Origin of the sequence: Chryseobacterium gossypii (assembly GCF_041361455.1) — a bacterium.
Taxonomy (GTDB): Bacteria; Bacteroidota; Bacteroidia; order Flavobacteriales; family Weeksellaceae; genus Chryseobacterium; species Chryseobacterium gossypii.
This window is the reverse complement of record NZ_JBGCUR010000008.1, coordinates 1-25,231: the sequence shown is the minus strand read 5'-3', so window position 1 is coordinate 25,231 and position 25,231 is coordinate 1. Positions and strand designations below refer to the sequence as shown.

20 protein-coding genes are annotated in these 25,231 nt (G+C 39.6%); 3 read left to right on the top strand and 17 right to left on the bottom strand.

All coding sequences use genetic code 11. The features are described from left to right. Positions 1-201: 201 nt before the first annotated feature. A complete protein-coding gene (gene dnaN, locus ABMQ40_RS06500; protein WP_370897753.1) occupies positions 202-1,332 on the bottom strand; it encodes a DNA polymerase III subunit beta in 1,131 nt (376 codons plus the stop codon). A gap of 168 nt (positions 1,333-1,500) precedes the next feature. Between dnaN and ABMQ40_RS06495 the strand changes: the two genes are divergently transcribed. Continuing rightward, the gene (locus tag ABMQ40_RS06495; protein WP_370897751.1) at positions 1,501-1,863 is read left to right on the top strand and encodes a diacylglycerol kinase; all 363 of its coding nucleotides are present in this window, start codon (positions 1,501-1,503) and stop codon (positions 1,861-1,863) included. Positions 1,864-1,913: 50 nt separating this feature from the next. On the opposite strand, the gene ABMQ40_RS06490 is transcribed toward ABMQ40_RS06495, so the two are convergent. The 12 genes from ABMQ40_RS06490 to ABMQ40_RS06435 form a co-directional block, all read right to left on the bottom strand. Continuing rightward, the gene (locus tag ABMQ40_RS06490) at positions 1,914-3,146 is read right to left on the bottom strand and encodes a hypothetical protein (RefSeq protein ID WP_370897749.1); all 1,233 of its coding nucleotides are present in this window, start codon (positions 3,144-3,146) and stop codon (positions 1,914-1,916) included. 64 nt (positions 3,147-3,210) lie between these two features. Continuing rightward, positions 3,211-3,624 (bottom strand): barstar family protein, encoded by a 414-nt coding sequence (locus ABMQ40_RS06485; protein ID WP_370897747.1) that lies wholly within the window; start codon positions 3,622-3,624, stop codon positions 3,211-3,213. Continuing rightward, positions 3,605-7,300: a phosphoribosylformylglycinamidine synthase gene (locus ABMQ40_RS06480; protein ID WP_370897745.1), complete on the bottom strand. Its 3,696-nt coding sequence runs from the start codon at positions 7,298-7,300 to the stop codon at positions 3,605-3,607. Before ABMQ40_RS06480 ends, ABMQ40_RS06485 begins: the two co-directional genes overlap by 20 nt. A 30-nt stretch (positions 7,301-7,330) precedes the next feature. Further along, positions 7,331-8,293, bottom strand: coding sequence for a WG repeat-containing protein (locus ABMQ40_RS06475; protein ID WP_370897743.1), 963 nt, complete (start codon positions 8,291-8,293; stop codon positions 7,331-7,333). Between the two features lie 43 nt (positions 8,294-8,336). Then, complete coding sequence (gene purB, locus ABMQ40_RS06470; protein ID WP_370897741.1) at positions 8,337-9,764, bottom strand: adenylosuccinate lyase; 1,428 nt, start codon at positions 9,762-9,764, stop codon at positions 8,337-8,339. Positions 9,765-9,890: 126 nt separating this feature from the next. After that, the gene (locus tag ABMQ40_RS06465; RefSeq protein WP_370897739.1) at positions 9,891-11,636 is read right to left on the bottom strand and encodes a CocE/NonD family hydrolase; all 1,746 of its coding nucleotides are present in this window, start codon (positions 11,634-11,636) and stop codon (positions 9,891-9,893) included. Between the two features lie 112 nt (positions 11,637-11,748). Continuing rightward, positions 11,749-12,144: a hypothetical protein gene (locus ABMQ40_RS06460; RefSeq protein WP_370897737.1), complete on the bottom strand. Its 396-nt coding sequence runs from the start codon at positions 12,142-12,144 to the stop codon at positions 11,749-11,751. Between the two features lie 80 nt (positions 12,145-12,224). Then, positions 12,225-14,555, bottom strand: a complete 2,331-nt coding sequence (bglX, locus tag ABMQ40_RS06455) for a beta-glucosidase BglX (protein WP_370897924.1) — start codon at positions 14,553-14,555, stop codon at positions 12,225-12,227. 139 nt (positions 14,556-14,694) lie between these two features. Beyond that, positions 14,695-15,405: a carboxylesterase family protein gene (locus ABMQ40_RS06450; protein ID WP_370897735.1), complete on the bottom strand. Its 711-nt coding sequence runs from the start codon at positions 15,403-15,405 to the stop codon at positions 14,695-14,697. A gap of 23 nt (positions 15,406-15,428) precedes the next feature. Continuing rightward, positions 15,429-16,817 (bottom strand): glucoamylase family protein, encoded by a 1,389-nt coding sequence (locus ABMQ40_RS06445; protein WP_370897733.1) that lies wholly within the window; start codon positions 16,815-16,817, stop codon positions 15,429-15,431. Between the two features lie 68 nt (positions 16,818-16,885). Beyond that, positions 16,886-18,352 carry a RagB/SusD family nutrient uptake outer membrane protein gene (locus ABMQ40_RS06440; protein WP_370897731.1) on the bottom strand — a complete coding sequence of 489 codons (1,467 nt, stop codon included), beginning with the start codon at positions 18,350-18,352 and terminating at the stop codon, positions 16,886-16,888. A 3-nt stretch (positions 18,353-18,355) separates the two neighbouring features. Then, entirely contained in the window at positions 18,356-21,226 is a 2,871-nt protein-coding gene (locus tag ABMQ40_RS06435) for a SusC/RagA family TonB-linked outer membrane protein (RefSeq protein WP_370897729.1), read from the bottom strand. 402 nt (positions 21,227-21,628) lie between these two features. Between ABMQ40_RS06435 and ABMQ40_RS06430 the strand changes: the two genes are divergently transcribed. Continuing rightward, positions 21,629-22,300, top strand: coding sequence for a DUF4197 family protein (locus ABMQ40_RS06430; protein WP_370897727.1), 672 nt, complete (start codon positions 21,629-21,631; stop codon positions 22,298-22,300). A gap of 43 nt (positions 22,301-22,343) precedes the next feature. Further along, positions 22,344-22,649, top strand: coding sequence for a DUF493 family protein (locus ABMQ40_RS06425; protein WP_370897725.1), 306 nt, complete (start codon positions 22,344-22,346; stop codon positions 22,647-22,649). A 47-nt stretch (positions 22,650-22,696) separates the two neighbouring features. Here ABMQ40_RS06425 and ABMQ40_RS06420 read toward each other — a convergent pair whose 3' ends face one another. The 4 genes from ABMQ40_RS06420 to ABMQ40_RS06405 all read right to left on the bottom strand — a co-directional run. Continuing rightward, positions 22,697-23,047 carry an ArsC/Spx/MgsR family protein gene (locus ABMQ40_RS06420; RefSeq protein WP_370897723.1) on the bottom strand — a complete coding sequence of 117 codons (351 nt, stop codon included), beginning with the start codon at positions 23,045-23,047 and terminating at the stop codon, positions 22,697-22,699. Between the two features lie 78 nt (positions 23,048-23,125). Further along, positions 23,126-23,740, bottom strand: a complete 615-nt coding sequence (locus tag ABMQ40_RS06415; protein ID WP_370897721.1) for a deoxynucleoside kinase — start codon at positions 23,738-23,740, stop codon at positions 23,126-23,128. 34 nt (positions 23,741-23,774) lie between these two features. After that, positions 23,775-24,698 carry a hypothetical protein gene (locus ABMQ40_RS06410; protein ID WP_370897719.1) on the bottom strand — a complete coding sequence of 308 codons (924 nt, stop codon included), beginning with the start codon at positions 24,696-24,698 and terminating at the stop codon, positions 23,775-23,777. A 120-nt stretch (positions 24,699-24,818) separates the two neighbouring features. Next, a partial coding sequence (locus tag ABMQ40_RS06405; protein WP_370897717.1) for a glutaminyl-peptide cyclotransferase occupies positions 24,819-25,231 on the bottom strand: 413 nt, incomplete at its 5' end.

Sequence of the window (25,231 nt, the reverse complement as noted above, 5' to 3'; positions counted from 1 at the left end):
GAGTCTACAAATGTCGTATTTTTTTAAGAAATACAGAAATTTAGGAGTGACTTTAAGACATCTTCCCTTCAACAGACCGGTTCAAAATGATCTATTTTAGGATTCGCACCGATGAAGGTTTTAAATTTCATGCCTCCTCATAAGCCTACTAAATAAAAAGAGGCTTTGAAAATCAAAACCTCTCTATTTTTTATTGTAATATTATAATCCGATGACCGGCATTGATAACATTAAAATATTCTCGTTTTCTTCCAGACCGTCAAGAGGTTCAATGATTCCCGGTCTGTTGGGCTGGGACATCTTCATGGTAATGTCATCAGAACCCAGGATCGTAAGCATTTCGGTCAGAAACTTAGAACTGAATCCGATATTGATATCTTCCCCGTTGTAATCGCAAGGGATCTGCATATCTGCTTTGTTTGCATACTCAGTATCCTCTGCATGAAGGTGAAGAATATTCCCGGAAAGCTTAAACCGTACCTGATTGGTAGATTTATTGGACATGATAGATGCTCTCTTGATCGCTCCCAGTAAAAGGTTTCTGTTGATCGTCAGTACATTCGGGTTCTCTTTCGGGATCACCGCTGTATAGTTCGGATATTTTCCATCGATCAGCCTGCAGATCCATACATGCTTGCCAAAGGTAAATTTGGCCATGTTCTCATTAAAATCGATCGTAACGTCGTCATTAGAACTGGCCAGTATATTTTTGAAGATATTCAAAGGTTTTTTAGGCATGATGAATTCCATTGGTTCGGCATTCATCAGGTCTGTTCTTTTGTAAACCACCAATCTGTGGGAATCTGTAGAAACGAAATTAGTTTCATTTTCTCCAAACTGGAACAGCACTCCCGTCATCACCGGGCGCAGAGAGTCGTTACTGGTTGCAAAAAGGGTATTGGTAAGCGCTTCAGACAGCACTCCTGCGGGCATGGTAACGCTCTGGGAGGCATCAAATTCAGGCAATTCAGGATAGTCATCAGCATTATCCAAAGCTACCGCAAAGTTATCTTTTTCATCTAAAATCTCAAGCTGGCTCCCGGTTCCTTCCGCATTATCCTTTACAGAAAAGGTCAAAGGCTGTTCACCATAAGTTTTGATAAAATCTTGAAAAATTTTAGCAGGAACAGCAAATTTGCCTGAGTCCTCCGACTTTACTTCCAGGGAAGTCACAAGAGTCGTCTCTCCATCAGATGCTGTAATGGTAACATTATTTTCATTTAACTCAAAAAGATAGTTTTCTAAAATAGGTCTCGATTGAGAGCTTGATATTACGCCACTTACAGTTTGCAAAGCCTTCTGCAGTTCACCACTTGAAATAATAAATTTCATAGATTTAAAAATAAGTTTTTACAAATATAATAAATAGATACAAGAAAGAAAAAAATAATCCCCAGTAGTTTTTAACAAACATCATCTGTCTGTTTCAAAATCCGGCATCTCCAAAATCCGGTGATCGTCTGCCGTCAAAATACTTTTATATATTTGCAAAAAAACATCATGCGAAAACCTCCTGTTTATAAAAGTTTCCGGAACGCTTTCCGGGGCGTTTTCCTGATGGCCAGAAATGAAAGGAATTTTCAGATTGAGCTTCTCGCCCTTTTTACCAATTTCTTTTTAATTTTTTACCTGAATCTTTCGCTCACAGACGCAGCTCTCATCCTTATTGTTTCCTTCGGGGTATTAAGTGCCGAAATCTTTAATACCGCTATTGAAAAGGTCTGTGACATCATTCAGCCTGAATTTGACAGGAGGATCGGTTTTATCAAGGATATTTCCGCAGGGGCCGTCCTGCTCATGGCCGTTGTCTCAGTTGCCGCAGGGATTTTGGTGTATGGTAAATATCTTCTTCCACAGCCATAAGATTTCCGCAAGCACAGTCTGATATGCCTGCCGGATCTTATGTATGCATTTCATTTATCCGGATTCAAGACTGTTTTTTGGTCCAAATACCTGCAGAATAAAAAGTAAGCCATAAGGAACAGCTGAAACCATTCAAAATCCAGCTTAAACCGTGTCATTGCCGCCTGCCCTATCATATAAGGAACCGTAAAATTAATGAACAGCATGATGGAAAAAACAAACAACCCCCAGTTTCTTTTCCTGTAAAGATACCCAAGGGATAAGACGGAAAAAAGGTTAAGAATCACTACATAGATCTTGCGCCCCAGTACTATTGCCAGGGAATCGTCATAAAAATACCTGGAGGGTACATACCATAGCATCAAGGCATTGGCAGCCGCCTTTTTGACGGCAATGCAGGGATCCTTTTTTATAATGTCCCGGACCTCTTTTTCATAGATCTTTTCCATTGTAAACTCATCTGTTTTGGTTCTCATCCTCCGGATTTCTGTTCCTTTCTGCAATGATATTTTCTGTAATGGTTTAAAGATCTGCACTTCATGGAAATACCCAAAGTGTATATTCTGCCAGACAGGAGTCTTAGAGATTATGACTCTGTCAAAAACCAGATAATTACGGATGACCCACGGGGAATATAAAATCCCTGTAAGCCCTGCCATAAGGATCAGTTGCTTTAATGTAACCTTCCTGAAAAGAAGCAGGGAAAATATAAGGAGCAGGGAAAAGGGTACAGCAACGACCTGACTCAGGAACAGCATTGCTGCGCTTGCAGCAAGCAATATGATCCTGATAGGGGAATATCCCTTCTTCCAGATCAGAAAAAAGCAGTATAGGAAAGTTAAAAAGATGAAAATAAAAACATTGGTGATCTCAAGTGTATTGGAGTATAAAAAATAGGCCGGTGAAAAAATAAACAAATAGCCGGTAATGATCCCTATTTTCTTTTTATCAAATATTCCGGTGATAAGGATGAACATCAGTGGTATGAAAAAATAAATGATATGCTGTGAAATAATGACAGCTGCTTTTGCATTTTCTCCAAAAAAGTATATAAAGAACGCTAAAAAGAACGGATATAAAGGGAGCTTGTATGCCGTAGGCCCCACATTGATAAATTCGGCATAGGTACCGTATTTTACCAGATTGTTGGCAATATCCCAGTCCTCAAACGTGAGTCCGTTAAAACCACTTTTATAGGAGTAGCCTATTTTTGCGATAAAAACCAATAAGTTAAAAAAGATAAAAACCCTGTATTGTAGTAAGAAGTCGATTATTTTTTTCATAATGGGATCCTAATAAATCTTTCATCAGCATCATCAAGCCTGCTTTATTTCAATTGGCCATATTTCAATCCAGAATAAGTGTAATATTTTTATGTGATTCCATGATCTCAACCAAAATATCGAACAGCGTCTGACCTTCTCCTGAAATAAGCTCATCCAGCTTTTGTGCCACCAGCTCCACATTAAAGGGCTTTCCCTGCCTGATCTTGTTTTCATAAAATTCACGGGTGGCCTGCAGGCCCAGATCTTCTTTTGATTTCCGGTGATTTCTCCAGATGATTTCTATCTCCTCTCCGTTTTCAAATACTCCGAAGCCTCCGTAAAGGATGTCATTAAAGCCGTCTAAAGTGCCGACCTTCCAGCCGGCATCCTTCATCAGGATTCGGGAAATCTCTTCATAAAAACCCTGCAAATCTGAAAAATGACCGCCATGGATAGCGATCATTTTCCTGTTGTCTTTATTTGAAGTATTCAACACCGTTTCTGAATATATTGTGGTAATTCACTGTCGGTATATTTTTCATAAGGCCTTCTGCAAAACGTTCCGGATGACCCATTCTACCAAAGATTTTTCCGCATGGGCTGGTGACTCCTTCTATTCCGAACAATGAATTATTCGGGTTGAATGGCATCCCATGGGCGATATTTCCATCGAAGTCGATATACTGGGTCGCTATCTGCCCATTCTCATACAGCTTCCTGATCTCCGCTTCCGAAGCCATAAAACGGCCTTCACCGTGGGAGATCGGAATAGTGAATACCTGATCTTTCATACCTTTTAACCAAGGTGACTCGTCATTTACAACTTTCACATTCACCATCTGGGAAATATGTCTTCTGATCGCATTGTGGGCTAAGGTTGGCGAGTTTTCATCCAGATCTTTGATCCTTCCGTAAGGCAGCAATCCTGATTTCACCAAAGCCTGGAAACCATTGCAGATACCTATGATCATGCCGTCCCTGTCCAATAATTCGTGAACGGCATTCTTCATCTTTTCGTTTTTCAAAACGTTTACGATAAATTTTGCGGAACCATCCGGCTCGTCCCCTGCCGAGAAGCCCCCTGAGAAAGCCAGGATCTGGGACGTTCTGATCTCTTCCACCCACGCATCAATGCTTTCTTCCAATAATTGGTGATTGATATTTTTCAAAGGCAGGCTGCTGATGACAGCGCCTTCTTTTTGGAATGCGTTCAACGTTTCATACTCACAGTTGGTTCCCGGGAATACCGGCGCGAATACTTTTGGCTTAGCAATTCCGTGTTTTTTTATAGTAATATTTCTTGGGTTGACTGAGTTTAACTTCTCATCAATTTCAACCGTAATTTTTTCTTTTTCAACCGTCGGGAAAAGGTTTTCAAAAGTGCCTGTGTTTGCTTCTAAAAGCTTGCTGATCATTATCGGCTGATTATTGATCGTTAAAACTTCATCTGCCACTACGGTACCGATCAACTGAAGATCCGCAGAGCTTAATTCTTCTTTGGACTCGATGATTAAGCTACCGATATTTTTCGTTAATAAAACCTTTTCATCAACCGTAATTTCAGCACCCAGCCTGTTTCCGAAGCTCATTTTTGCCAGAGCAACCGCAACACCGCCTTCCTTAATTGTTTTCACAGAGACAATTTTTCCGGCTTTAATATTTTTGAAAATAAACTCGTAAATTCCTTTCAAAGCATCATAATCCGGAAGTCCGTTTTCCTGGGCAATGTGATTGAAGAAATAGATTTTATTTCCTTCGTTTTTAAATTCAGGAGAGATAATATTTTTCTTTTCCCCGTTCGCACAGGCAAAAGAAATTAATGTAGGTGGAACATTCAGATCCTGATAGGTTCCACTCATTGAATCTTTACCTCCGATGGCTGCCAGACCAAAATTAATCTGAGCGTTATAAGCTCCTAAAAGGGAAGCTAAAGGTTTGCCCCATTTTTCAGGATTCTGGCCTAATTTTTCAAAATATTCCTGGAAACTGAATCTGATGTTTTTGTAATCGCCACCCATTGCAACGATTTTCGCTACACTTTCAACCACAGCATAAGCCGCTCCCAGAAGTGAGTTTTGCTTTGAAATTTCCGCATCAAATCCCCAGCTTGCCAAAGAAACTGTCTCAATATTTTTCGCTCCGATAATCGGTAATGTCTGAACGCTTCCTTCCATAAGGGTCTGCTGGTATTTTCCGCCCAAAGGCATCGCAACCGTAGTCGCACCGATTGAAGAATCGAACATTTCCAGCAATCCTTTTTGAGAGGCCACATTTTTATCACTTAAAATCTTTAAGAAATTCTCTTCATTGAATGCTTGAGTTTCTTCTTTTATTTCATTAAGGTGAGTGATTTTAACCTCCTGGCTTTTTGAACAGCCGTTCGTATTTAAGAATTCTCTTGAAAGGTCAACAATCTTGTCCCCCTTCCAGAACATCTGCATTCTTCCGGAATCCGTCACTTTAGCCACCTCAACGGCAACGATATTTTCAGCTTCACAGAATTTGATGAACTGTTCTTTATCTTTCGGATCAACTACCACTGCCATTCTTTCCTGAGATTCGGAGATGGCAAGCTCGGTTCCGTTTAATCCTTCATATTTTAAAGGTAAGACATCTAAATTAATTTCCAAAGAATCGGCAATTTCACCGATAGCTACAGAAACACCGCCTGCTCCGAAATCATTCGATTTTTTAATCAGCCTCGTCACTTCAGGGTTCCTGAATAGTCTCTGGATTTTACGCTCTTCAACCGCATTTCCTTTCTGAACTTCAGAGCTCATCGTGTGAATCGAAGTTTCGTCCTGCTCTTTTGAGCTTCCGCTTGCGCCACCAACACCGTCACGGCCGGTTGCACCACCTAAAATGATAATAGAATCGCCACTTGCAGGCTTTTCACGTCTCACCCAGTCTACAGGAACGGCACCAGCAACGAAACCAACCTCCATTCTTTTCGCTTTGTAGCCTTCATCGTAGATTTCGGAAACCATTGTAGTCGCCAGACCGATCTGGTTACCGTAAGAAGAATATCCGTTGGCAGCCTGTTTTGTGATTGTTTTTTGCGGTAACTTCCCCGGCAATGTATTTTCAATCGGTTCCAAAACATCAGCAGCCCCAGTTAGCCTCATCGCCTGGAAAACGAAAGACCGTCCGGATAAGGGGTCTCTGATGGCCCCTCCCAAACATGTTGAAGCACCTCCGAAAGGTTCGATTTCCGTCGGATGATTATGGGTTTCATTTTTGAATAATAGGTACCATGGCTCTTTTTTACCGTCGTATTCGGCTTCTATTTGGATGGTACAGGCGTTGATCTCATCCGAAACCACCAGGTTCTCCAAATTGCCTGTTTTATGGAAATATCTTCCGCAAACGGTCGCCAGATCCATTAAGGAGATCGGCTTCAGTTCACGGCCTAAGAATTTTCTTTTTTCGATATAATCATTGAAAATGGTTTCCAATGTATGCTTGAATTTTCCTTCAAATTCAATATTGGATAATTCCGTTTCAAATGTTGTGTGACGGCAGTGGTCACTCCAATATGTGTCTAAAACTTTCAGTTCTGTTTCCGTAGGATTTCTGTTCTCCGATTTAAAATATTCCTGAATGAACTTCAGATCATCCAACCCTAATGCAAAACCGTGATTGTTAAAAAATTCTTCAAGCTGAGCAGCATCAAAATCAATGAAATTCTCATGGATAATAACTTTCGACGGTGCTTCTTCCGCAGGAATATCCAAAATTGATAAATCTTTCTCCTGAGATTCCACTTTATTAATAAGAAGGTCTTTGATTTTTGCCAGATCAGCTTCGGAAACGCCTTCAAACTCGATCAGCTTTCCACTTCTTACTTTAGATTTTTCATTTTCAGTCAGTAAAGCGATGCACTGCTGTGCCGAATCCGCACGCTGATCGTATTGCCCTGGTAAAAATTCCATAGCAAAATGGATCCCCTTCGCCGGATTTTCTTCATGCAGGATATCGGTAACCGGATCCACGAAAGTGCTGTTGACCACCTTTCCGAATTCACCGTCATTTAGCCCGAATATATCGTAAATGTTATACACCTTTACATTCTGGACCGACGGAGCTACCGCTTTTACTTCATCAAAAATTTTTGGACTTTCAACATCGAAAATTCCTCTTTTTTCTACGAAAATTCTTTTGTTTTGAGACATTAGATGTCAGATATTAAAATATTATTAGACTTATTTGCTTAATTTATTCGGATTATCCGGGTGTGTTTTCTGAAAATTCCAGGCTTCTTCCATTTCTTTTTTGAGCCATTTTTCAAAAGGGATCTTTTCTTCCTCATCATCCAGTGCAAAAATATTTTTGCCGTCTTCTGATATCAGGAATTTAAAATCATATGATAATCCTGCTTCCACTTTTCTGTAATCATAGGTATTAACCTGATAAAAAGGAAAGTTTTCTTTTGGCCTTTCCACGATCTCAAAGAATAGTTTCTTTTCATCATCAGATAATTTTGTGAAATGATTTACATAATACAATTCTGAAAGCTTTTTATTTTGTTTTTCGAAAAATTGAAGAACAGTCTTCTCTTTTTCATTATAATTAAAAGGATACGGATAATATTTTCCGTTAACCTCAACAGCATTTCCAGATTTTGAAACCGGCTTTACAGTTTCACCTTTGAAATTCATCACGCCCCAGGTTCCGCCTACTATTGCTTTGTGTTCATCTTCCGTTTTTTCCCGATCGCAGCCATCACAAAACGCGGCATAGCCATAGTTAAAAGGTGAAGCAAAATCATGTTCTGGTTTAATGATAACCGTTCCGTTTCTGTCTACAAAGCCAACCTTTCCGTTTTTGACAAATCTTCTTACGCCTTCCGAGAAATAATCTGCCCCGTTATCGTAAAAGAAAGGTCTATAAAGAAAATTTCCTTTTCTGTCGTAGACATATCCCCATTCATTTTTCCCGGGCTTTTCACCGTTTTTATCCCCATCAAAATAGATCGTTTCTCCTTTTACCACTTCGCCGTCTTTCAAATATGAAAAAACTTTAAACTGGGCAGGAACGATGATCTTCCCGTCCTGATCTTTCACTCCAACCAAAGAATCTTTTGATTTAAAATACATTAGCGCTTCTTTTCCCTGAGAAAAAGAAAGTACTGGTATCAATAAAATGGTCAAAAGTGTTTTCTTCATGATCGGGTTAAAAAAATATGCAGCCGAAAAGACTGCATACTGTTTATACTTTAAGATCAGCCTCTAATCCTATCAGATCCTTGTTCGCATCAATAATCGGCTGAACCTCATTTTTGATAAATTCTTCCGTTTGAATTGGCGCAAAACCAATGAAATTTTTAGGATCGAGAACTTCTTTTAGTTTTGATTTATCCAGTTTTAAGGAATCGTCATTTAAGATTCTCTCAATCAGGTCATTTTCTTTACCTTCCACTTTTACCTGTTTGGAAGCTTCCATGGAATGAACTCTGATCACCTCGTGGATCTCCTGGCGGTCACCACCTGCTTTTACCTCTTCCATGATAATATATTCCGTCGCCATGAAAGGCAGCTCCTCCATAATATGTTTGTTGATTCTGTTCGGGTATACCACGATTCCGTTCATAATATTGTTCCAGATCAATAGAATCGCATCAACCGCTAAAAACGCTTGCGGGATCGTTAATCTCTTGTTGGCAGAATCATCCAGGGTTCTTTCAAACCATTGTGTGGAAGCTACCATTGCTGAACTTGTCGTTAAAGACATTACGTATTTTGCCAGGGCTCCGATTCTTTCGCTTCTCATTGGGTTACGCTTGTAAGCCATTGCTGATGAACCGATCTGGTTTTTCTCGAATGGCTCTTCAATTTCCTTAAGGTTTTGAAGTAAACGCAAGTCGTTGGTAAATTTATGTGCTGACTGAGCGATATTTCCTAATAAGGCAACCACTTTAGCATCGATCTTCCTGTCGTAGGTCTGTCCGGAAACTCCGAAAACCTTCTCGAAGCCGAACCTTTTGGAAAGTTCTTTATCCAGGTGTTTTACCTTGGAATAATCACCGTTGAAAAGCTCAAGAAAACTTGCAGCAGTTCCTGTTGTCCCTTTTACTCCCCTGAATCTCAGGGTTTCTAAAAAGAAATCCAGCTCTTCGATATCAAGAACCAGACTTTGCAGCCAAAGGGTTGCTCTTTTTCCAACAGTCGTCAGCTGGGCCGGCTGGAAATGCGTAAAACCTAAAGTCGGTAAATCTTTATATTGAATAGCGAAATCCGCCAGGCTTTTGATAACGTTAACCAACTTTTTCTTTAAAATTAAAAGACCATCACGAATCTGGATCAAATCCGTATTGTCTCCTACAAACGCGGAAGTAGCACCCAGGTGGATGATCCCTTTTGCTGAAGGTGCTACATCACCATATGTATGAACATGAGCCATTACATCATGACGAAACTTTTTCTCATACTCCGCCGCCTTATCGTAATCAATATTTTCAACATTAGCTTTTAATTCTGCGATTTGCTCGTCTGTAATTTCAAGCCCAAGATCTTTTTCGATTTCAGCAAGTGCGATCCAAAGCTTTCTCCAGGTACGGAATTTATTGTTATGAGAGAAGTTAAATAACATTTCTTCACTGGAGTAGCGCTCTTCCAATGGATTTTTGTAGGAATTCATTCTTTTCTTTTACTTTTAGATATGCAAAAATACGGTTTTTCGGTGAGAGATAAAAATCGGAATCGATCTTTTGACCCTGTTATTTTTGTTTTTTAGCGGCGATTAAAATTTCTGAAAATGATGTGCTCAATATGGCTTCAAAACAGGTATCTCTACATAGCTGTCATTGTACCATCTGATCTCCAGAGGCTCTGCAGCATCCTTCACGGTTTCCGTACTTACCTCTTTACCTGTTCCGTAATTGAGCTGGGAGAAAGGGTTTTTATTGACGTTGACAGCAACAACGATCCTGCTTCCTTTACGAAGCTGCCTGCTTACCAGATGGGTATTGGTAAACGGCACCGTGGTTTTCCTGCCGGGTATCAGAAGGCTTCTTTTTGTAATATCTTCCGCATAGCTGGCTCTTCCGATATAATAAGACAGATGGAAATATTTGCCCTCGGGAGTTAGCTCATACAATGTAACACCCAGGTCCACATCTTTTTTGTTAATCCTGATGCGGAGCTTCCCAGAGAAGGATCCATTGACAATCATAGCCTGCTTCAAAGGATCACTGATGAAAACAAAGCCGTTGTTTTCATTAATTTCATCTTTTTCCAGAGGATCCGGATAATAGTCATTATTGCTGGTTTCACGGTCAGCGAAATCTACCGTTTGAATGAGACAGGTATCTTTCCCGGATAGCTGCGGATCGAGAAAATAATGAGCATCCTTGATGTTTGGGGAAAGATAAAATTTCAGCAGATCATTATGCATATTTTCAAAAGAAGAAGCACTCCTCCATTCGTTAGCCCCCATTACTTCATAATTGATCTTATCTTTGAGGACAGCCGGCCTTTGTCCATTTTTTAATATATAATCGAACCATTCGTAGGTGATCTTCTTTATATCAAAAAGTGAAATACTATCTACCTGGTAGCCGTTAACCATTTTTTCTCCTCCCAGCTGTGTCCCGAAATGGCTGTATGGCCCCATGATGAGATACCAGGGCGTACCGGGGTTGTATTTTTGAAGTTCCTTAAGATAGTAAAGGCCTGAATTTTGAGAATCATTATAATAACCGTCAAAAGCAAGGACGGGAATATTGATGTTTTTGAAATCTTCTTTGTAGGGTGCCATTTTTTGCCAATATTCATCAAAATCCGGGTGAGAGATCCATCTCTGGAACCATTTGTTAGGGGCCCCGTCAATACTGTCCATTGTTTTGTAGGCCGCTCCGCTTTCCCACCATTTGAACATCATTTTTCTGAACCGTTGCCTGTCATTTCCCGTCTCGTTATCCAGATATTTGTTGTTTCCTACATAAAATGCCCATTCATAATTGGGGTTTATAAAAATGTTGTTTTCCATGGGTAACCCCATCCCTGGTCTGTTGGCCACATACGGAACAATGGTCTTTAAGGCCGGATGTACTGTTTTGCAGGCTGCCCATTGGGTAAAGCCGTTGTAGCTTCCGCCATACATTCCCACACTTCCATTACACCACTTTTGCCTGCTGATCCAGTCGATAACGTCATAGCTATCCTGCGCATCAAATTCATAAGGGTAAATATCATTCGGGCTGAATCTTTTGCCCCGCGTATAGGCAATAACTCCCACATAGCCCCTGTCGGCAGCGTCTTTAAGGCTACGGAGATCTCTTCCTGTATCACGTACATAAATGGTAAACTGAAAAATCACCGGGAGAGGATACCTGACATCTTTTTTCTTAACCACCATTGCCGAGATCATTGCCCCATCCCGCATTCTTATCATCACACTGTCCTGAATATCATATGGGTTTCCGTGATCTTCCATACGGGTTTGCCTGGTCTGCTGGCTATAAGCTGCGACAGGAACACATAAAAAAAGGATAAGCAGATATCTGATCATTGTCTTTGGTTTACATTAGAATCTACTTATTTTAACAATCAATAAACCTCTATTATTACATAGGGCTAAAAAAAGAGCCGTTCTTTTGAGCGGCTCTTTTCAAAAACTTAATTTATTGATAGATTACTATATTATCTTTTTTAAGCTGATAGCCTGTTTTTTTGTCAGGCACCAGTGTATAGCCTCCATTTTTCCATATTTTCTTTTTTCCTTTCCTGTTAAGGATAAGGCTTCCCGAGTTTTGTTCAGGAAGGAAAACTTCAGCTTTTTTCATGTCTTCGCTAAAAATAACCGCTGTCATGGAAGTGGAACTTCCTTTCGGGTTCACTTCTTTCAGCTGTATTTTCTGCTCAAACAGTCTCACACAATCATTTTTAACCTGGGAATAAGTATAGCCAGCTGAGCCTATACAACCATGAGCATCCCTGTCGCCGCCCAATACAGGTGTTTGTTGTGCGAATATCAGAGAACTGAGGAACATTGTGCTTAGTAAAATTGTTTTTTTCATTTTTTGTATTTTAAGTTAGAGCAATATAACTAAAATTGTGCCAAAAATTAAAAAGCCATTCTTTGAATGGCTTTTTATAACTATTTTGTCCAGTTGACTTTGGTATGTTTTAAATCCTGGGAATTGGTTCCGATCATAATATCAAATTCTCCCGGCTCCCAATCGTACTTCAGCTCATTGTTATAGAATTTAAGGCTTTCCGGAGTGATGTTGAAAGTAACTTTTTTAGATTCTCCTTTTTTCAGAAATATTTTCTGAAATCCTTTTAATTCCTTTACCGGCCTTGTGATGCTTCCTACCATATCCCTGATATACAATTGTACTACCTCGGCGCCGTCATAATTTCCTGTATTCGTTACTGTAACCGAAGCCTGAACAGTCTGGTTTCCTTTTGGGTTCGGGTTAGAAACCGAAATATCGGAATAACTGAATTTCGTATAGCTCAACCCAAAACCAAACGGATATAATGGGGTGTTACACTCATCCATATAATTGGATCGGAATCTTTCGTACTCGCACTTGTCTACCTTATCCTGGCTGAGCGGGCGCCCTGTATTTTTAGCATTGTAATAAATAGGGACCTGTCCCAGACTTCTGGGGAACGTCATAGGAAGCTTTCCTGAAGGGTTAACTTTCCCGAACAGCACATCTGCAATTGCATTTCCCGCTTCCGAGCCTGCAAACCATGCATTCAGAATGGCATCAGGAGCATCTTTTACATTGGTCAGGGCTAAAGGACGTCCCGTGAAGAGTACCACGGCGATAGGTTTTCCGGTCTTCTTCAGCTCATTGAGCAGATCCACCTGGGATTGTGGAATGGTAATTTCCGTTCTTGAAGAAGACTCTCCGCTCATTTCCGCGGATTCTCCTATAGCCAGAATGATCACATCCGCTTTATTGGCCACATCTACGGCTTCTTTTAAAAGCTCTTCTTTTGAACGGTTATCCCTGCCCGTTTTCTTTCCATGGGCTGCATAGATCTCCTCCAATTTGGCATCATAATCTATATTGGCTCCTTTGGCTGAAATAAATTTAACATCCTTCCCATAATTAGCCTGAAGCCCCTGCATCAAATTAACGGCTTTATCGTGCTTCGCCGCAACACTCCATGTTCCGGCCATGTTTAAGGAATTGTTCACCAATGGCCCGATCACCGCCACAGTTCCTGATTTCTTCAGAGGAAGAACCTGGTTTTCATTTTTCAATAATACCATAGACTGGGCCGCTACATTTCTGGCAATATTACGGTTTTCCATATTATAAACTTCTTTAGCCGCCAGCTTGGCATCACCATAGCGGTAAGGATCATCGAATAGCCCCAGGTCATATTTAGCTTCAAGGATTCTTCTGGTAGCCGCATCTATTTCCGCCTGGGTGATTTTCCCTTCCTGTAAAGATTTCTTAAGGGTTGTCAGGAATCCTTCACCAACCATATCCATATCTATACCGGCTTTCAATGCTAATGCGGAGACCTGCTGAAGATCTCCCATTCCGTGGTCAACCATTTCATTAATGCCAGTATAGTCTGTAACTACAAATCCCCTGAAGCCCCACATTTTCCTTAAAACATCTGTCTGGAGCCATCTATTCCCCGTTGCAGGGATTCCGTCCACTTCATTAAAGGAAGCCATTACGGAGGCTACCCCTGCATCCACAGCCGCTTTATAGGGAGGAAAATATTCGTTGAACATTCTAACGTGGCTCATGTCCACCGTGTTATAATCTCTTCCTGCTTCGGCAGCACCATATAAGGCAAAATGCTTGACACAGGCTAAAATGGTATTACTTAGAGAAAGGTCTTTCCCCTGATATCCGTAAACCATATTTTTGGCGATTTCACTACCCAGATAGGGATCTTCTCCTGATCCTTCGGACACCCTTCCCCATCTTGGCTCACGAGAGATATCCACCATCGGAGAAAAGGTCCAGTTGATCCCATCGGAAGAGGCTTCCTTAGCCGCTACTCTGGCCGACTGCTGTACCAGATTCATATCCCATGAGGCCGCTAAGCCCAGAGGGATAGGAAAAGTGGTTTCATAGCCGTGGATTACATCCATCCCGAAAATCAAAGGGATTTTAAGACGGCTGTTTTCTACGGCAACTTTTTGCACGGCCCTGATCTTATCAGCACCTTTTATATTGAATAGTCCACCGACCAACCCCTGCTCAACCTTTTTCCCGATGTCCGAGCTTTTAGCCAGTCCGGTAGTGAAATCTCCCGAACTTGGCAGGTTCAGCTGGCCAATTTTTTCATCCAATGTCATTTTGGACAAAAGGTTATCTACGAAAGCTTTCTTTTTAGCCTGGTACTGAGCCGTCTGGTAAGACTGAACGGGTTTCGTTATCATCTCCTGTGCTGAAAACACGGGCGAAAGTGCTAAAGCTGCAATTACAATTAACTTTTTACTCATTACTTCTTCATTTTTTAAGGAATTCATGAATCTTCGATTTCTGAATCAAGATTCTTACATATAGTTTTTAACTTTTCTCAAACAACATTCAAATTTCCTACATAAACAGCTAAGTTCACGAAAAATTTTAAAACTGTTATTAATTTTTATTTAATTCTTTCTTCTGAGACAGCATCCATTCATATAATTTCGGATCCGAATAAGTGGAATCCCAGGAATTATGGTTGTCATCAGGGAAGATCGTTAAAGTCACTGCCGGATTAATCTTTTTCACTGCCTGATACATATTGATGGAATTTATGGGTGATACTATATCATCATTTCCACCGTGAAAAATTTTAATCGGCAAATTTTTATACTGGTCAACATTAGCTTCCATCACCCTATCCGCAGGGGCACAGACCGGCACTACGGCGGCAAACATTTCGGGATGCTCCATCGCCAGCTTCCAGGTACCCCAGCCTCCCATCGAAAGGCCTGTAAGATAGATCCTTGATGCATCGATCCTGTATTTTTTCTGAATATCTTTTATCAAATGGTAAACTGTAACCGTATCCCACCACATGTTGGCAGGACATTGGGGCGCCAGGATCGCAACAGGCTCTTTTATCAGGTTTTTATAGGTAAAGGGGCTGTGTGCCTTCACCATTTCAAGATTATTTCCCCTCTCCCCGGAACCGTGAAGAAAAACGATCAAAGGAATGTTCCCATTGGTTTTTTGGGGATAATCCAAAATGTATGAGATTTTTTCCTGTCTCTTAATCTCTTTATTCAATTCTGCTTTTATCTCCTGAGCATGCAGACGGAAGAAAAGCGGAAGGAATAAGAGCGGTAAATATTTTAGCTTCATTTGAAATTATATTTTGAATAGGCTTACTTTATTCCGTATTTAGCTGACTGGAAGCTCAATTTCTTCAGTCCCTGCTGAATTTCGGGAGCATTCATAAATAGCTTCCACAAAAATCCTGTCCTGTAGTTTTCAATCATCGGAGCAATTGTTCCCTGGTCTATGGCCAGATATCTCGGGGTAAACCAGTTATCATAATTGATCGACGTTGCATCATACGGTCCGGCAGAACCAATAAACTCCGGTTTTTGGGTATAGATAAATCTTAAGAAGTCCATAGATTCTTTCGGAGTATAAGGGAAACTGCTCAAAGCTGCGGTCGGGGTAATAATCCCGTGATCGTTCTGCGGAAAATGGGCATTGTAGCCTGTGCTTCCATCCTGATTTCTTGAATAACTGGCTGTAAGGCCCCAATAGTTCGGTCCGTAACCTTTCCATTTCTTCGGATTTTCAACACAGTACTTATAATCAATAAAAACCTGGTTTTTATTTAATTCAAAATAGTTTTTCACCAGTTTATCGGATAATCCTGTAGGATCCAGACCAATATATGAATAATGTGCCCAAAATAGCGGTCCTCCATACTCCTGTGCTCCATTGTGCTTTACATATAAAGGCAAACCGTATTTGGTCTTATCAGTAAGAATATTTCCGTTTCTGGCCCACCCTTTATAATAGGTTTCCGCATCAACAGGATAGGTTGGTGAGGAAGCCGCCAGAATGTAGGTGATCAGGCATTCATTATACCCTTCCAAGGGAAAGTTCATTTCCCACTGGTATTCCGGTGACCAATGCCAGTATAGTACTTTTTCGCCTCCTTTGGTATACCAGTTCCATTGAATTCCCTTCCATAATTCATCACATTTTTTTGCCAAAGCTTTTTCTTCTGCATTTCCATTTTTAAAATACTCCCGGACCATTAAGATCCCTGATGTTAAAAATGCAGTCTCCACCAGATCACCTCCATTGTCTTTTTTCCCGAAAGGGACCGTTTTACCCGTCTCTCCATTGATCCAGTGTGACCATGCGCCTTTATGACGGTCTGCCCTGGCAAGGAAATCCATGATATGAGTAAGCCTTTTTACCGCTTCTTCTCTCGGAACAAATCCTCTTTCCACACCTACGAGGATTGTTGCCAGCCCAAATCCTGAGCCTCCCGTGGTTACTACATGCTTATCATTTTCCGGGTAAATATTGTCTTCATGATAGCGTTCTCTTCCCATCATGGAATGGGGCTCCGCAAAATCCCAAAAATACTTTAAGGCATCTTTCTGAACCTTGTCCATAAGCTGCTCATCCGTTATATTACTTTTTATTATTTTATTTTGAGCAACCTCCTGTTTTGAAGTGGGGGCGTTTTTGCAGGAAAAGGCAGCCAATGATACTGCAATAACAGACACTATAATCCTGTTCATTGTTTTATTTTTAATTGGGTTCTAAAAGAAGAGGAGAACTTTCATTCTCCTCTAAAGTTATTTATTGATTAATAGCCGGGGTTTTGTGCCGATAAACCTCCTGCTTCGCTAATAAAGTCCTGAGGAAGCGGGAATAATTCGTGCTTACCCGCAACGAAATTTTTTCCGTCTGCTGCCATCGCAGCTTGTGCCTGTCCCGTTCTAATAAGATCAAACCATCTGTCATGCTCAAAAGCGAGTTCAAGTCTTCTTTCTTTCCAGATAGCGGTTCTTAAAGCAGATTGGGTAGAGGCATTTGTATCCGCGATTCCTGCTCTTTGTCTTACCTGATTCAATAAAGGAATAGCAGCGCTTGTTTGCCCCAATTCATTAAGAGCTTCTGCTTTGATCAATAAAATCTCCGCATATCTTAAGTAACGAATATTGACATCTGTTGAAGCCTGATCTCTATAATTAGATGAATATGCTTTATAATTATAAAATTTATTTTCTACATTAGGACCAACATGATATCCATCATATAAGGTCATATCTCTATGAATAATCGTTGCATCTCTTCTTTCGGTGTCACCTTCAGCCGTGTAAGCATCATATAATCCCTGGGTAGGAGTTGCAAATCCCCATCCCCATCCAGTAGTTCCTCTTGCTCCCTGTACCTGACTGTATTGCTGAATGGCTCTTCCGGCAGTACCTCCACTACCATTGATTTCGAAGATAGATTCTGCATTATTTTCTCCGGAAACTTTATAAATATCCTGGAAATTAGGAGTCAGGGAATAGCCGGTAACTTTATTACACTCATCTACTGCCAGCTGCCACTTTTTCTGATATAAATAAACTTTTGCCAACAGAGCATGGGCAGCCCCTACGGATGCTCTTCCCACATTGTTCCCTGTATAGGTTGACCTATCAGGCAGAACTTCGATCGCATCTCTGAGATCTTGTTCAATAAATGCATAAATTTCTTCTTTGCTTTTTCGTGTAAGAGTCATTATTCTATCCTCTTCCACACCTGAAACAGGCACGTGATCCACCAAAGGTACTCCTCCAAATGAACGGACTAAAGTAAAATACATAAATGCCCGCAAAAATTTAGCCTCTCCGATCAGTCTTTCTCTTAGCTCAGGATCTGCCTTGTCTAATTGCGGAATATATTTCAATGCCTGGTTACATCTGTTAATACCCTGATAATTGGCCGCAAACAACTCTTTAAACGAAGGAGTAGACGGGGTAAAATTCAATGCATCCAATATATCTTTATCAGATCCTGTATCTCCAGGGCTGGAACCTTTATCCGCATCATCTGAAACAATAGAAGTAACACCAATCCATGCAAATGTACTCATATTCCAATCTAAGAATTTTGCATAAATGGCAGTTACAAAGCTATTAGCTCCTTCATTATTATTATAAATTTCAATTGCTGATTCTGGAATGGCTTCAGTAGGAGATACATCAATAAAGTCATCACTACAACTCTGATTTATAGCACCTAAAATTAAAATTGCTGCTGCTATGATATATTTTTTATTCATTTTTTAAAAATTAAGGTTAACACCAAATACAAAAGATCTTAAAGTAGGATAGGAATCCAATTCTACACCAGCTAATTTATAAGGATCTCCTTCAGCTGTAGGATCTGCAGGGTTATATCCTGATAATTCTGATGAGTATCCTGAATATTTCTGAAAAACAATTGGATTAATAGCGCTTACATACAGCTTGATCGATTTAAAATATTCGGTAATATTTTTAAAGGTATATCCCACAGAGATATTATTAATTCTAAAATAATCACCGCTTTCTAAAAAGAATGTAGAGGCAATAGGAATAGCTGTACCAGGAGCCGGGTTCGCTGCATTAGGATTAGAAGATGTCCAGAAGTCATTTGCTACTGATGCTTCAATATTTTCTCCACTGATTCTCTGGGCTTTTTTACCGTTATAAATTTTAAAGCCAAAAGCACCGTATCCATTTAAAGCAAAATCCCAGTTTTTGTAAGTCATAGAAATATTAACACCCAAAGTTGATTTTGGAATGTAAGAATCAAAATAGCGTCTGTCTCCGGCATCTGCACTTCCTGTTATACCATTCCCGTTCAAATCTTTAAATTTCATATTTCCATCAGCATCGTATCCGTCAAATTCCCATAAATAGAAGCTACCTAAAGCTTGCCCTACCGTTGTTGCATTAAAGAGTTTTGTCCATTGTCCATTACCTAAGCTACCTCCGGAAATTTGCGAAATAGGTTTTGATAAATCTACATTGGTTAATCTATTTCTATTATATGAATAATTTGCTCCTACGGAATAAGAAAAGTCTTCTCCTACTTTGTCTGACCAGTTAAGGCTTACTTCTGCTCCTTTATTCACAACACTTCCCATGTGAGAATAATTGACCTCAGAAATTCCTGTTGCCAGATATGGCGTAACTGCAAGAATAATATTCTTGGTTTTTCTGTTGTATACATCTAAGCTACCGGTTAATCTGTTATTTAAAATACCGAAATCCAACCCTAAAGAAGATTCTTCTGTAACTTCCCAGCCTAAATCCGGATCATAGCCTTTATTAACAGTAACCCCATTGCTAACAGGAGAATTTCCAAAAGCATAATTATATGCAGATCCGGATAATAATGGTAAATAATTCAATGGTACATTTTGATTACCAATTCTACCCCAGCCTCCTCTTAATTTTAATGTATTAAAGAATCCGTCCTTCAGAAAATCTTCTTCAGAAATCACCCATCCGGCGCCAAAAGACGGGAACGTTCCCCACTTCTGACCTGCTGCAAACTGAGAAGATCCATCACGTCTTATGGTACCGCTTAATAAATAGCGGTTCATAAATTTATACTGTAATCTTCCAAAATATGAGATCGTTGTATTTCTGTTTCCTTTTTTTGATTCAATAGCTTTAGTATCATTATCACTATACAGGTTACCATAGTAGTCTACCCCCGTAAGATCCCAGAAGCTTTGATCTAGCGGTAAATTTTTCCTGTTTACGATCAATGTTTCCAGACCATTTTTCACAGAAGCTTCTGTACCAATAACCACCTCTATATCATGATTATCAATTTTCTTCGTATAGGTTAAATAATTACTCAATAACCAATTATAGAAGTTTTCATTTTTATTAGTTAACCTATTATTAGGTAAATCGCCAGGATAATTAGCCTCCAGTCTGGTAGGGTCATTTCCTAACCATATAGCTTTAGAATTTATAAAATTGTAGTATTTATAAGTATTATACTCTCCATTAAATTGAGAAGTAAATCTCAGATCCTTATAAATATCTACATCTAATTTTAAACCTCCTTGCAGCAAGAAGTTTTTACCTCTCTGGTTATCATAAAACAACTGCATAACCGGGTTTCCTATATCATTGAATCTCCCGCCGGCATAGCTGATATTCCCATTATTATCGTAGATAGATTGTCCAAATTGTCCGCTGGGATAATAAACGGGAACGAGAGGAGATTGCTTGTAAGCGGTGGTAAACACGCCTAATGACTTCGGCGTATCATTAGTGAAGGTTAAACTTAAATTTTGGGCCAATCTAATACCTTTGGCAATTCTATATTCATTATTTGATCTTACAGTAGTCCTATTATAGTTTGTTCCGTTTAGGATGGATTGTTCATCATAATTACTGAAACTCAGGAAATATTTTACGGCTTCTGAAGACCCAGATATAGAAAGATTATGCTGGTTGTATATGCCTGTTCTGGTAATTTCATCAAACCAGTTTGTATTATATGGTTGATTCGGATTCAGTAACACAGCATTAGGGTTACCACTATTTTGTAAACCGATATTGTTATAGTTCACAAATTCGGAAGCATTAGCCATTTTAACCTTTTTCAATGGATTTCTGATACCAATCAACCCATCGTATTCAACGTTAAGCTTTCCTCTTCCTGATTTAGTTGTAATAATGATTACACCATTCGCAGCTCTGTTACCATAGATAGCTAAAGCGGCCGCATCTTTAAGAACGTCATAGGTCAAAATATCATTACTATTGATATTATTGATATTATTCGTAAACATTCCGTCTACCACATAAAGCGGTGTTCTTCCTCCCAGTACAGTTCCTAGCCCTCTGATGGTCACTGTCGGTGTAGATCCCGGCATATCAGATGCCATTACCTGTACCCCTGCAGCCTTACCCTGTATGGCCTGTGATGCGTTGAGCACCTTGGTCCGTGTAACTTCTTCGGCACTTATGGAGCTGATAGATGTAGTATTATCTACCTTCTTTCGACTACCATACCCGATCATCACTACCTCTTCTATCTTCTGCTCCTTGGTTGCAGTATCCTGAGGTGTAGTCTGTGCATTGACGTTCATACCGAAGTACAAAACTGCAATGAGACATGAATACTTTAAATCACGTTGTTTCATATAGTTTTATTTATTTTGTACAATCATTTCGAATATAAATCCGCTCTAACGCCTTTTACCAGAGGATTTTCATAATTCTCAAAAAAAGACATTAGTCAAAATTATAAAAATATCTCCAACAATGTTAATTTAACTTAAACTTTTTAGTATTCTGTTAAATAAAATATTTTACAATAATCACAACGTTTAATGCCTTTATTAACAAAAATATCATAATAAAAAAATAAAAATTAATACTATAATCATAAAAAGCATTATAAGTACAATAATATTAAATCAGTAACATCTGTCAATATTTCTCTGTTTGATTTCCGTCGGTGTATACCATTCACTTTATTGATAAAATTTGTCAAACCAATAATAGTCGTTAAATTTGGCGCACAATTTGAGTAATAAGTTATCATGAAAAAATATATTATAGCCGCTGCCTTGATAATAGGCACAGGAGCAGTGATCAATACCGCAATACATTCCTGTACTTCTCTTGCCACTACCGATCTGGGATTATCCGTGATCAAAAGGATACTTTTGAACGGAATTGATAAAGGAATGGGAATTTATGGAAATAAAGAGGCCTTTCTGCAAAATAATTTAGTCGATAAAGCGTTACCTACACAATTAAGGGATATCAATTCAACACTGGAAAAGATAGCTCCCTCATTAGTGGCCAAGGAAAGGGATTATATTGCACAGGCAGCAGCCTATACGGTGAACATCTCCAGACCTATTCTGGAAAATGCGGTGAATAGCCTGAATGCACAGGATGTTACAAGAATTATCCAGGGAACTACGGCCACACAGATTTTGAAAGAGAAAACTTCACAGCAGCTGATCGCCGCTATAGCACCGAAAGTTGATGAAAAGCTGAATCAATACGGTATCGTGAAAACCATCAATACGGCTTTATCGGGGAGCAATCTGCTGGGAAGCTTACTGGGAGGTAATAATTCTTCCGTCAATTCAGGCGGCTTAAGCAGATTAGCCTCTGAACAGCTGGTGAACGGGCTGTTCAATATTATTGAAGATTATGAGCATCAAAACTCCAAATCCCTCCTGGGGCCACTTGGAAAATAGAAAAAAAACGTTATATTTATATGTAATAACATAAAAATTGTAGATGGATATACTTCAAGGAAATCAGCATGCTAGCCCCGAAGATTTTTACAATTCTCTGAGGGCTAAACTGGAAGATCACCATGATTTTCCGGAAGATTATTTGTTTAAATTTATTATCCCGACAGACCAGGCTAAACTTACCGAGATTTACAAGGTTTTTGACGGCATTAAATTTACATTAGGAAACCGCGAGAGCAAAAACGGAAAATATACGGCCTGCAATATTAACGCATTTGTATTAGATGCCAATCAGGTGGTACATATCTATAAAGAAGTCGCAAAAATAGAAGGTGTGATTCTTCTGTAAAAATAAAGTCAGCGTAAATGCTGACTTTTTTATTGGATATTCATTGATTACTTTTCAATAAAATATTTCACATTCTCAATAGGTCTTCCCAGCATGGCCACTGAGCCTTTTATCAGGATCGGACGCTGGATCAGGGAAGGATTTTCAGACAGTATCTTTATCCATTCCTCTTCTGAATAATTCTTATCCGCAAATTTTTCCTGGTAGAGTTTCTCTGTTTTCCGGATAATGTGAAAAACGCTCTGGTTAAGCTTCTTCAGAACGGTCTTAATCTCAAGAACACTCAACGGATCTTCCATGATGTTGATCATTTCAAATGGCACCCCGTTCTCATCCAGATATTCCAGAACAGCATTTGATTTTGAACAATTTCCATTATGTAAGACCTTTACCAGCATTTTGATTTTTTTTATCTATTCTTAACAAATTTAGAAAGAAACCAGGTTACAAGAACTTTAATTTATAATAAATAATTGTTAAAAAAGCCCGTAGAGCTCAGCTTCAATCTTTTCAAGGATATATCCGAAATCTTCAGGTTTTTCCACAAAATCCAGATCATCAACTTCAATGATCAAAAGCTTTCCTTCCGTATAGTTAGAGATCCATTTCTCATATTTCTGATTCAGTTTGGAAAGGTATTCAATGCTGATGGAAGCCTCATACTCGCGGCCTCTTTTGTAGATTTTTTTAACCAGGTTAGGGACGTCGGATTTCAGGTAAATTAATAAGTCCGGTGCGGAAATGAAGGATTTCATCAGGTTGAACACAGAAGCATAATTATTAAAATCTCTGTCTGAAAGTAACCCCATGTCATTCAGGTTTTCGGCAAAGATATGAGCGTCTTCATAGATCGTACGATCCTGGATAATATTTTTTCCGCTTTCCCTGATCTCCTTTACCTGACGGAACCTGCTCCCCAGAAAGTAGATCTGTAAAGCGAAACTCCATTTGCTCATATCGGCATAGAAATCCTCGAGATAAGGATTATGATCTACATCTTCAAACTGTGCGTCCCATCCGTAATGCTTGGCAAGCATCGTTGTCAGCGTGGTTTTTCCTGCTCCAATATTTCCTGTAACAGCAATATGCATATTTTCCCCTAGTGTTTATTGAATTATATCAAACTTAAATCCCAACAGCCTGAATTTGCGAAGTTTCTTCGATTAGCTTTTCTAAAGTATTGTCCTCTGTTTTTTCCAAAGACTTTTCCTCAGATGTTTCCTCCGTTTTACGGGCAGGCTCCTCATTTTCAACGGGCTGTTCCGTTGGCTGCCCTGCCGTTTCCAGGCCGGTCTCAGCTGTTGTTGATTCTTTGTTTTTCTTATTTTTTTCGAGGTTGTAAAGATAAAGGTTGTTGGCTTTGATTTCAAAATAAGAAACGATGTTTTTATCCACAATCTGAGCGTCAGGATCATTAAAGATCTCCACCATTTCTTTTTCCGGAATGTATTGCAGGATGGAATGGTCTGTGATCACCAGTATGGACTCATTCTCCCTCCTGAAGCGCTTGCCGTTATCCACCGGTGCTTCAAAGAGCTTCTCAAATTTCAGGCTATAAACCCTGATGTGTTTTTTGGTGAGGATATAGATCTTATTCTCATATACCAGAAGATCCATAAGATCATCAAAACTGGCATCGAAGGGGTAAGAATTGATGGTGGTCTCATTTCTGAAATTGTACTGGATCAGCCGCTTCGAGCTTTCATCCAACAGCCATAGCTGCTGCAGATCTTCCGCATAAGCCATTTTGATGAAGCCAAACTTCTGTTTAAAATCTATCTTCTGGATCTCGTTGAGGTTCTGGTCTACGAATTTCATTTCCTGGGCATTTTCTGAAAATAAAGGAACACTCAAAGGATTTTGTACAGATTGTACTTTATAAGGTACGGTAAGCATCATTTTCCCGATCTGTTTTCCCAATGAGTCATATTTTGTAAAGCTGAAGTCCTTGTTTTTATAAATGTACAGATTGCCGTAATCATCCGCAAGCATATCATTCACCTCCTTAAGCTTCAGGGTGTCTAAGGGAAGTTTCTTCTGTGCAGACAATGAACAGAAAATAAAAGTAAATAATATCAGATACAATAATTTCAAAGTTCTTATAATATCCGGGGAATCCCGGCAATTTACATGTTTTATTTTATTATGGTGGATATTGTTTTAATTTTTTTACTGTTTGATCACGACCTCATAAATCTTGGGCCAGTTTTTACCGGTTACCAGCATATTTTCACCCTTAAAGGCAATTCCGTTCAAAGTATGCTCACGGTCTTCTTTGGTATTTTCATCGGTGATCTTTGTAAAGTCCAATCTGGCGGTTACGGCTCCCGTTTCAGGATCAATCTTCAGGATAATAGGCTTATGCCATACATTGGCGTAGATAAAGTCGTTATGATATTCCAGTTCATTGAGCTGATCATACACTTCCGTATTTCCGGCCACCGATATCGTTCTTATTATCTTTGAAGGGTCTTTCGGGTCCAGGAAGTATAGCTGCTTACTGCCATCGGAAGCGATGAGATGCTTTCCGTCATAGGTTAGCCCCCAGCCTTCTCCCAATACATTCGGGTAAGCAAACTCGG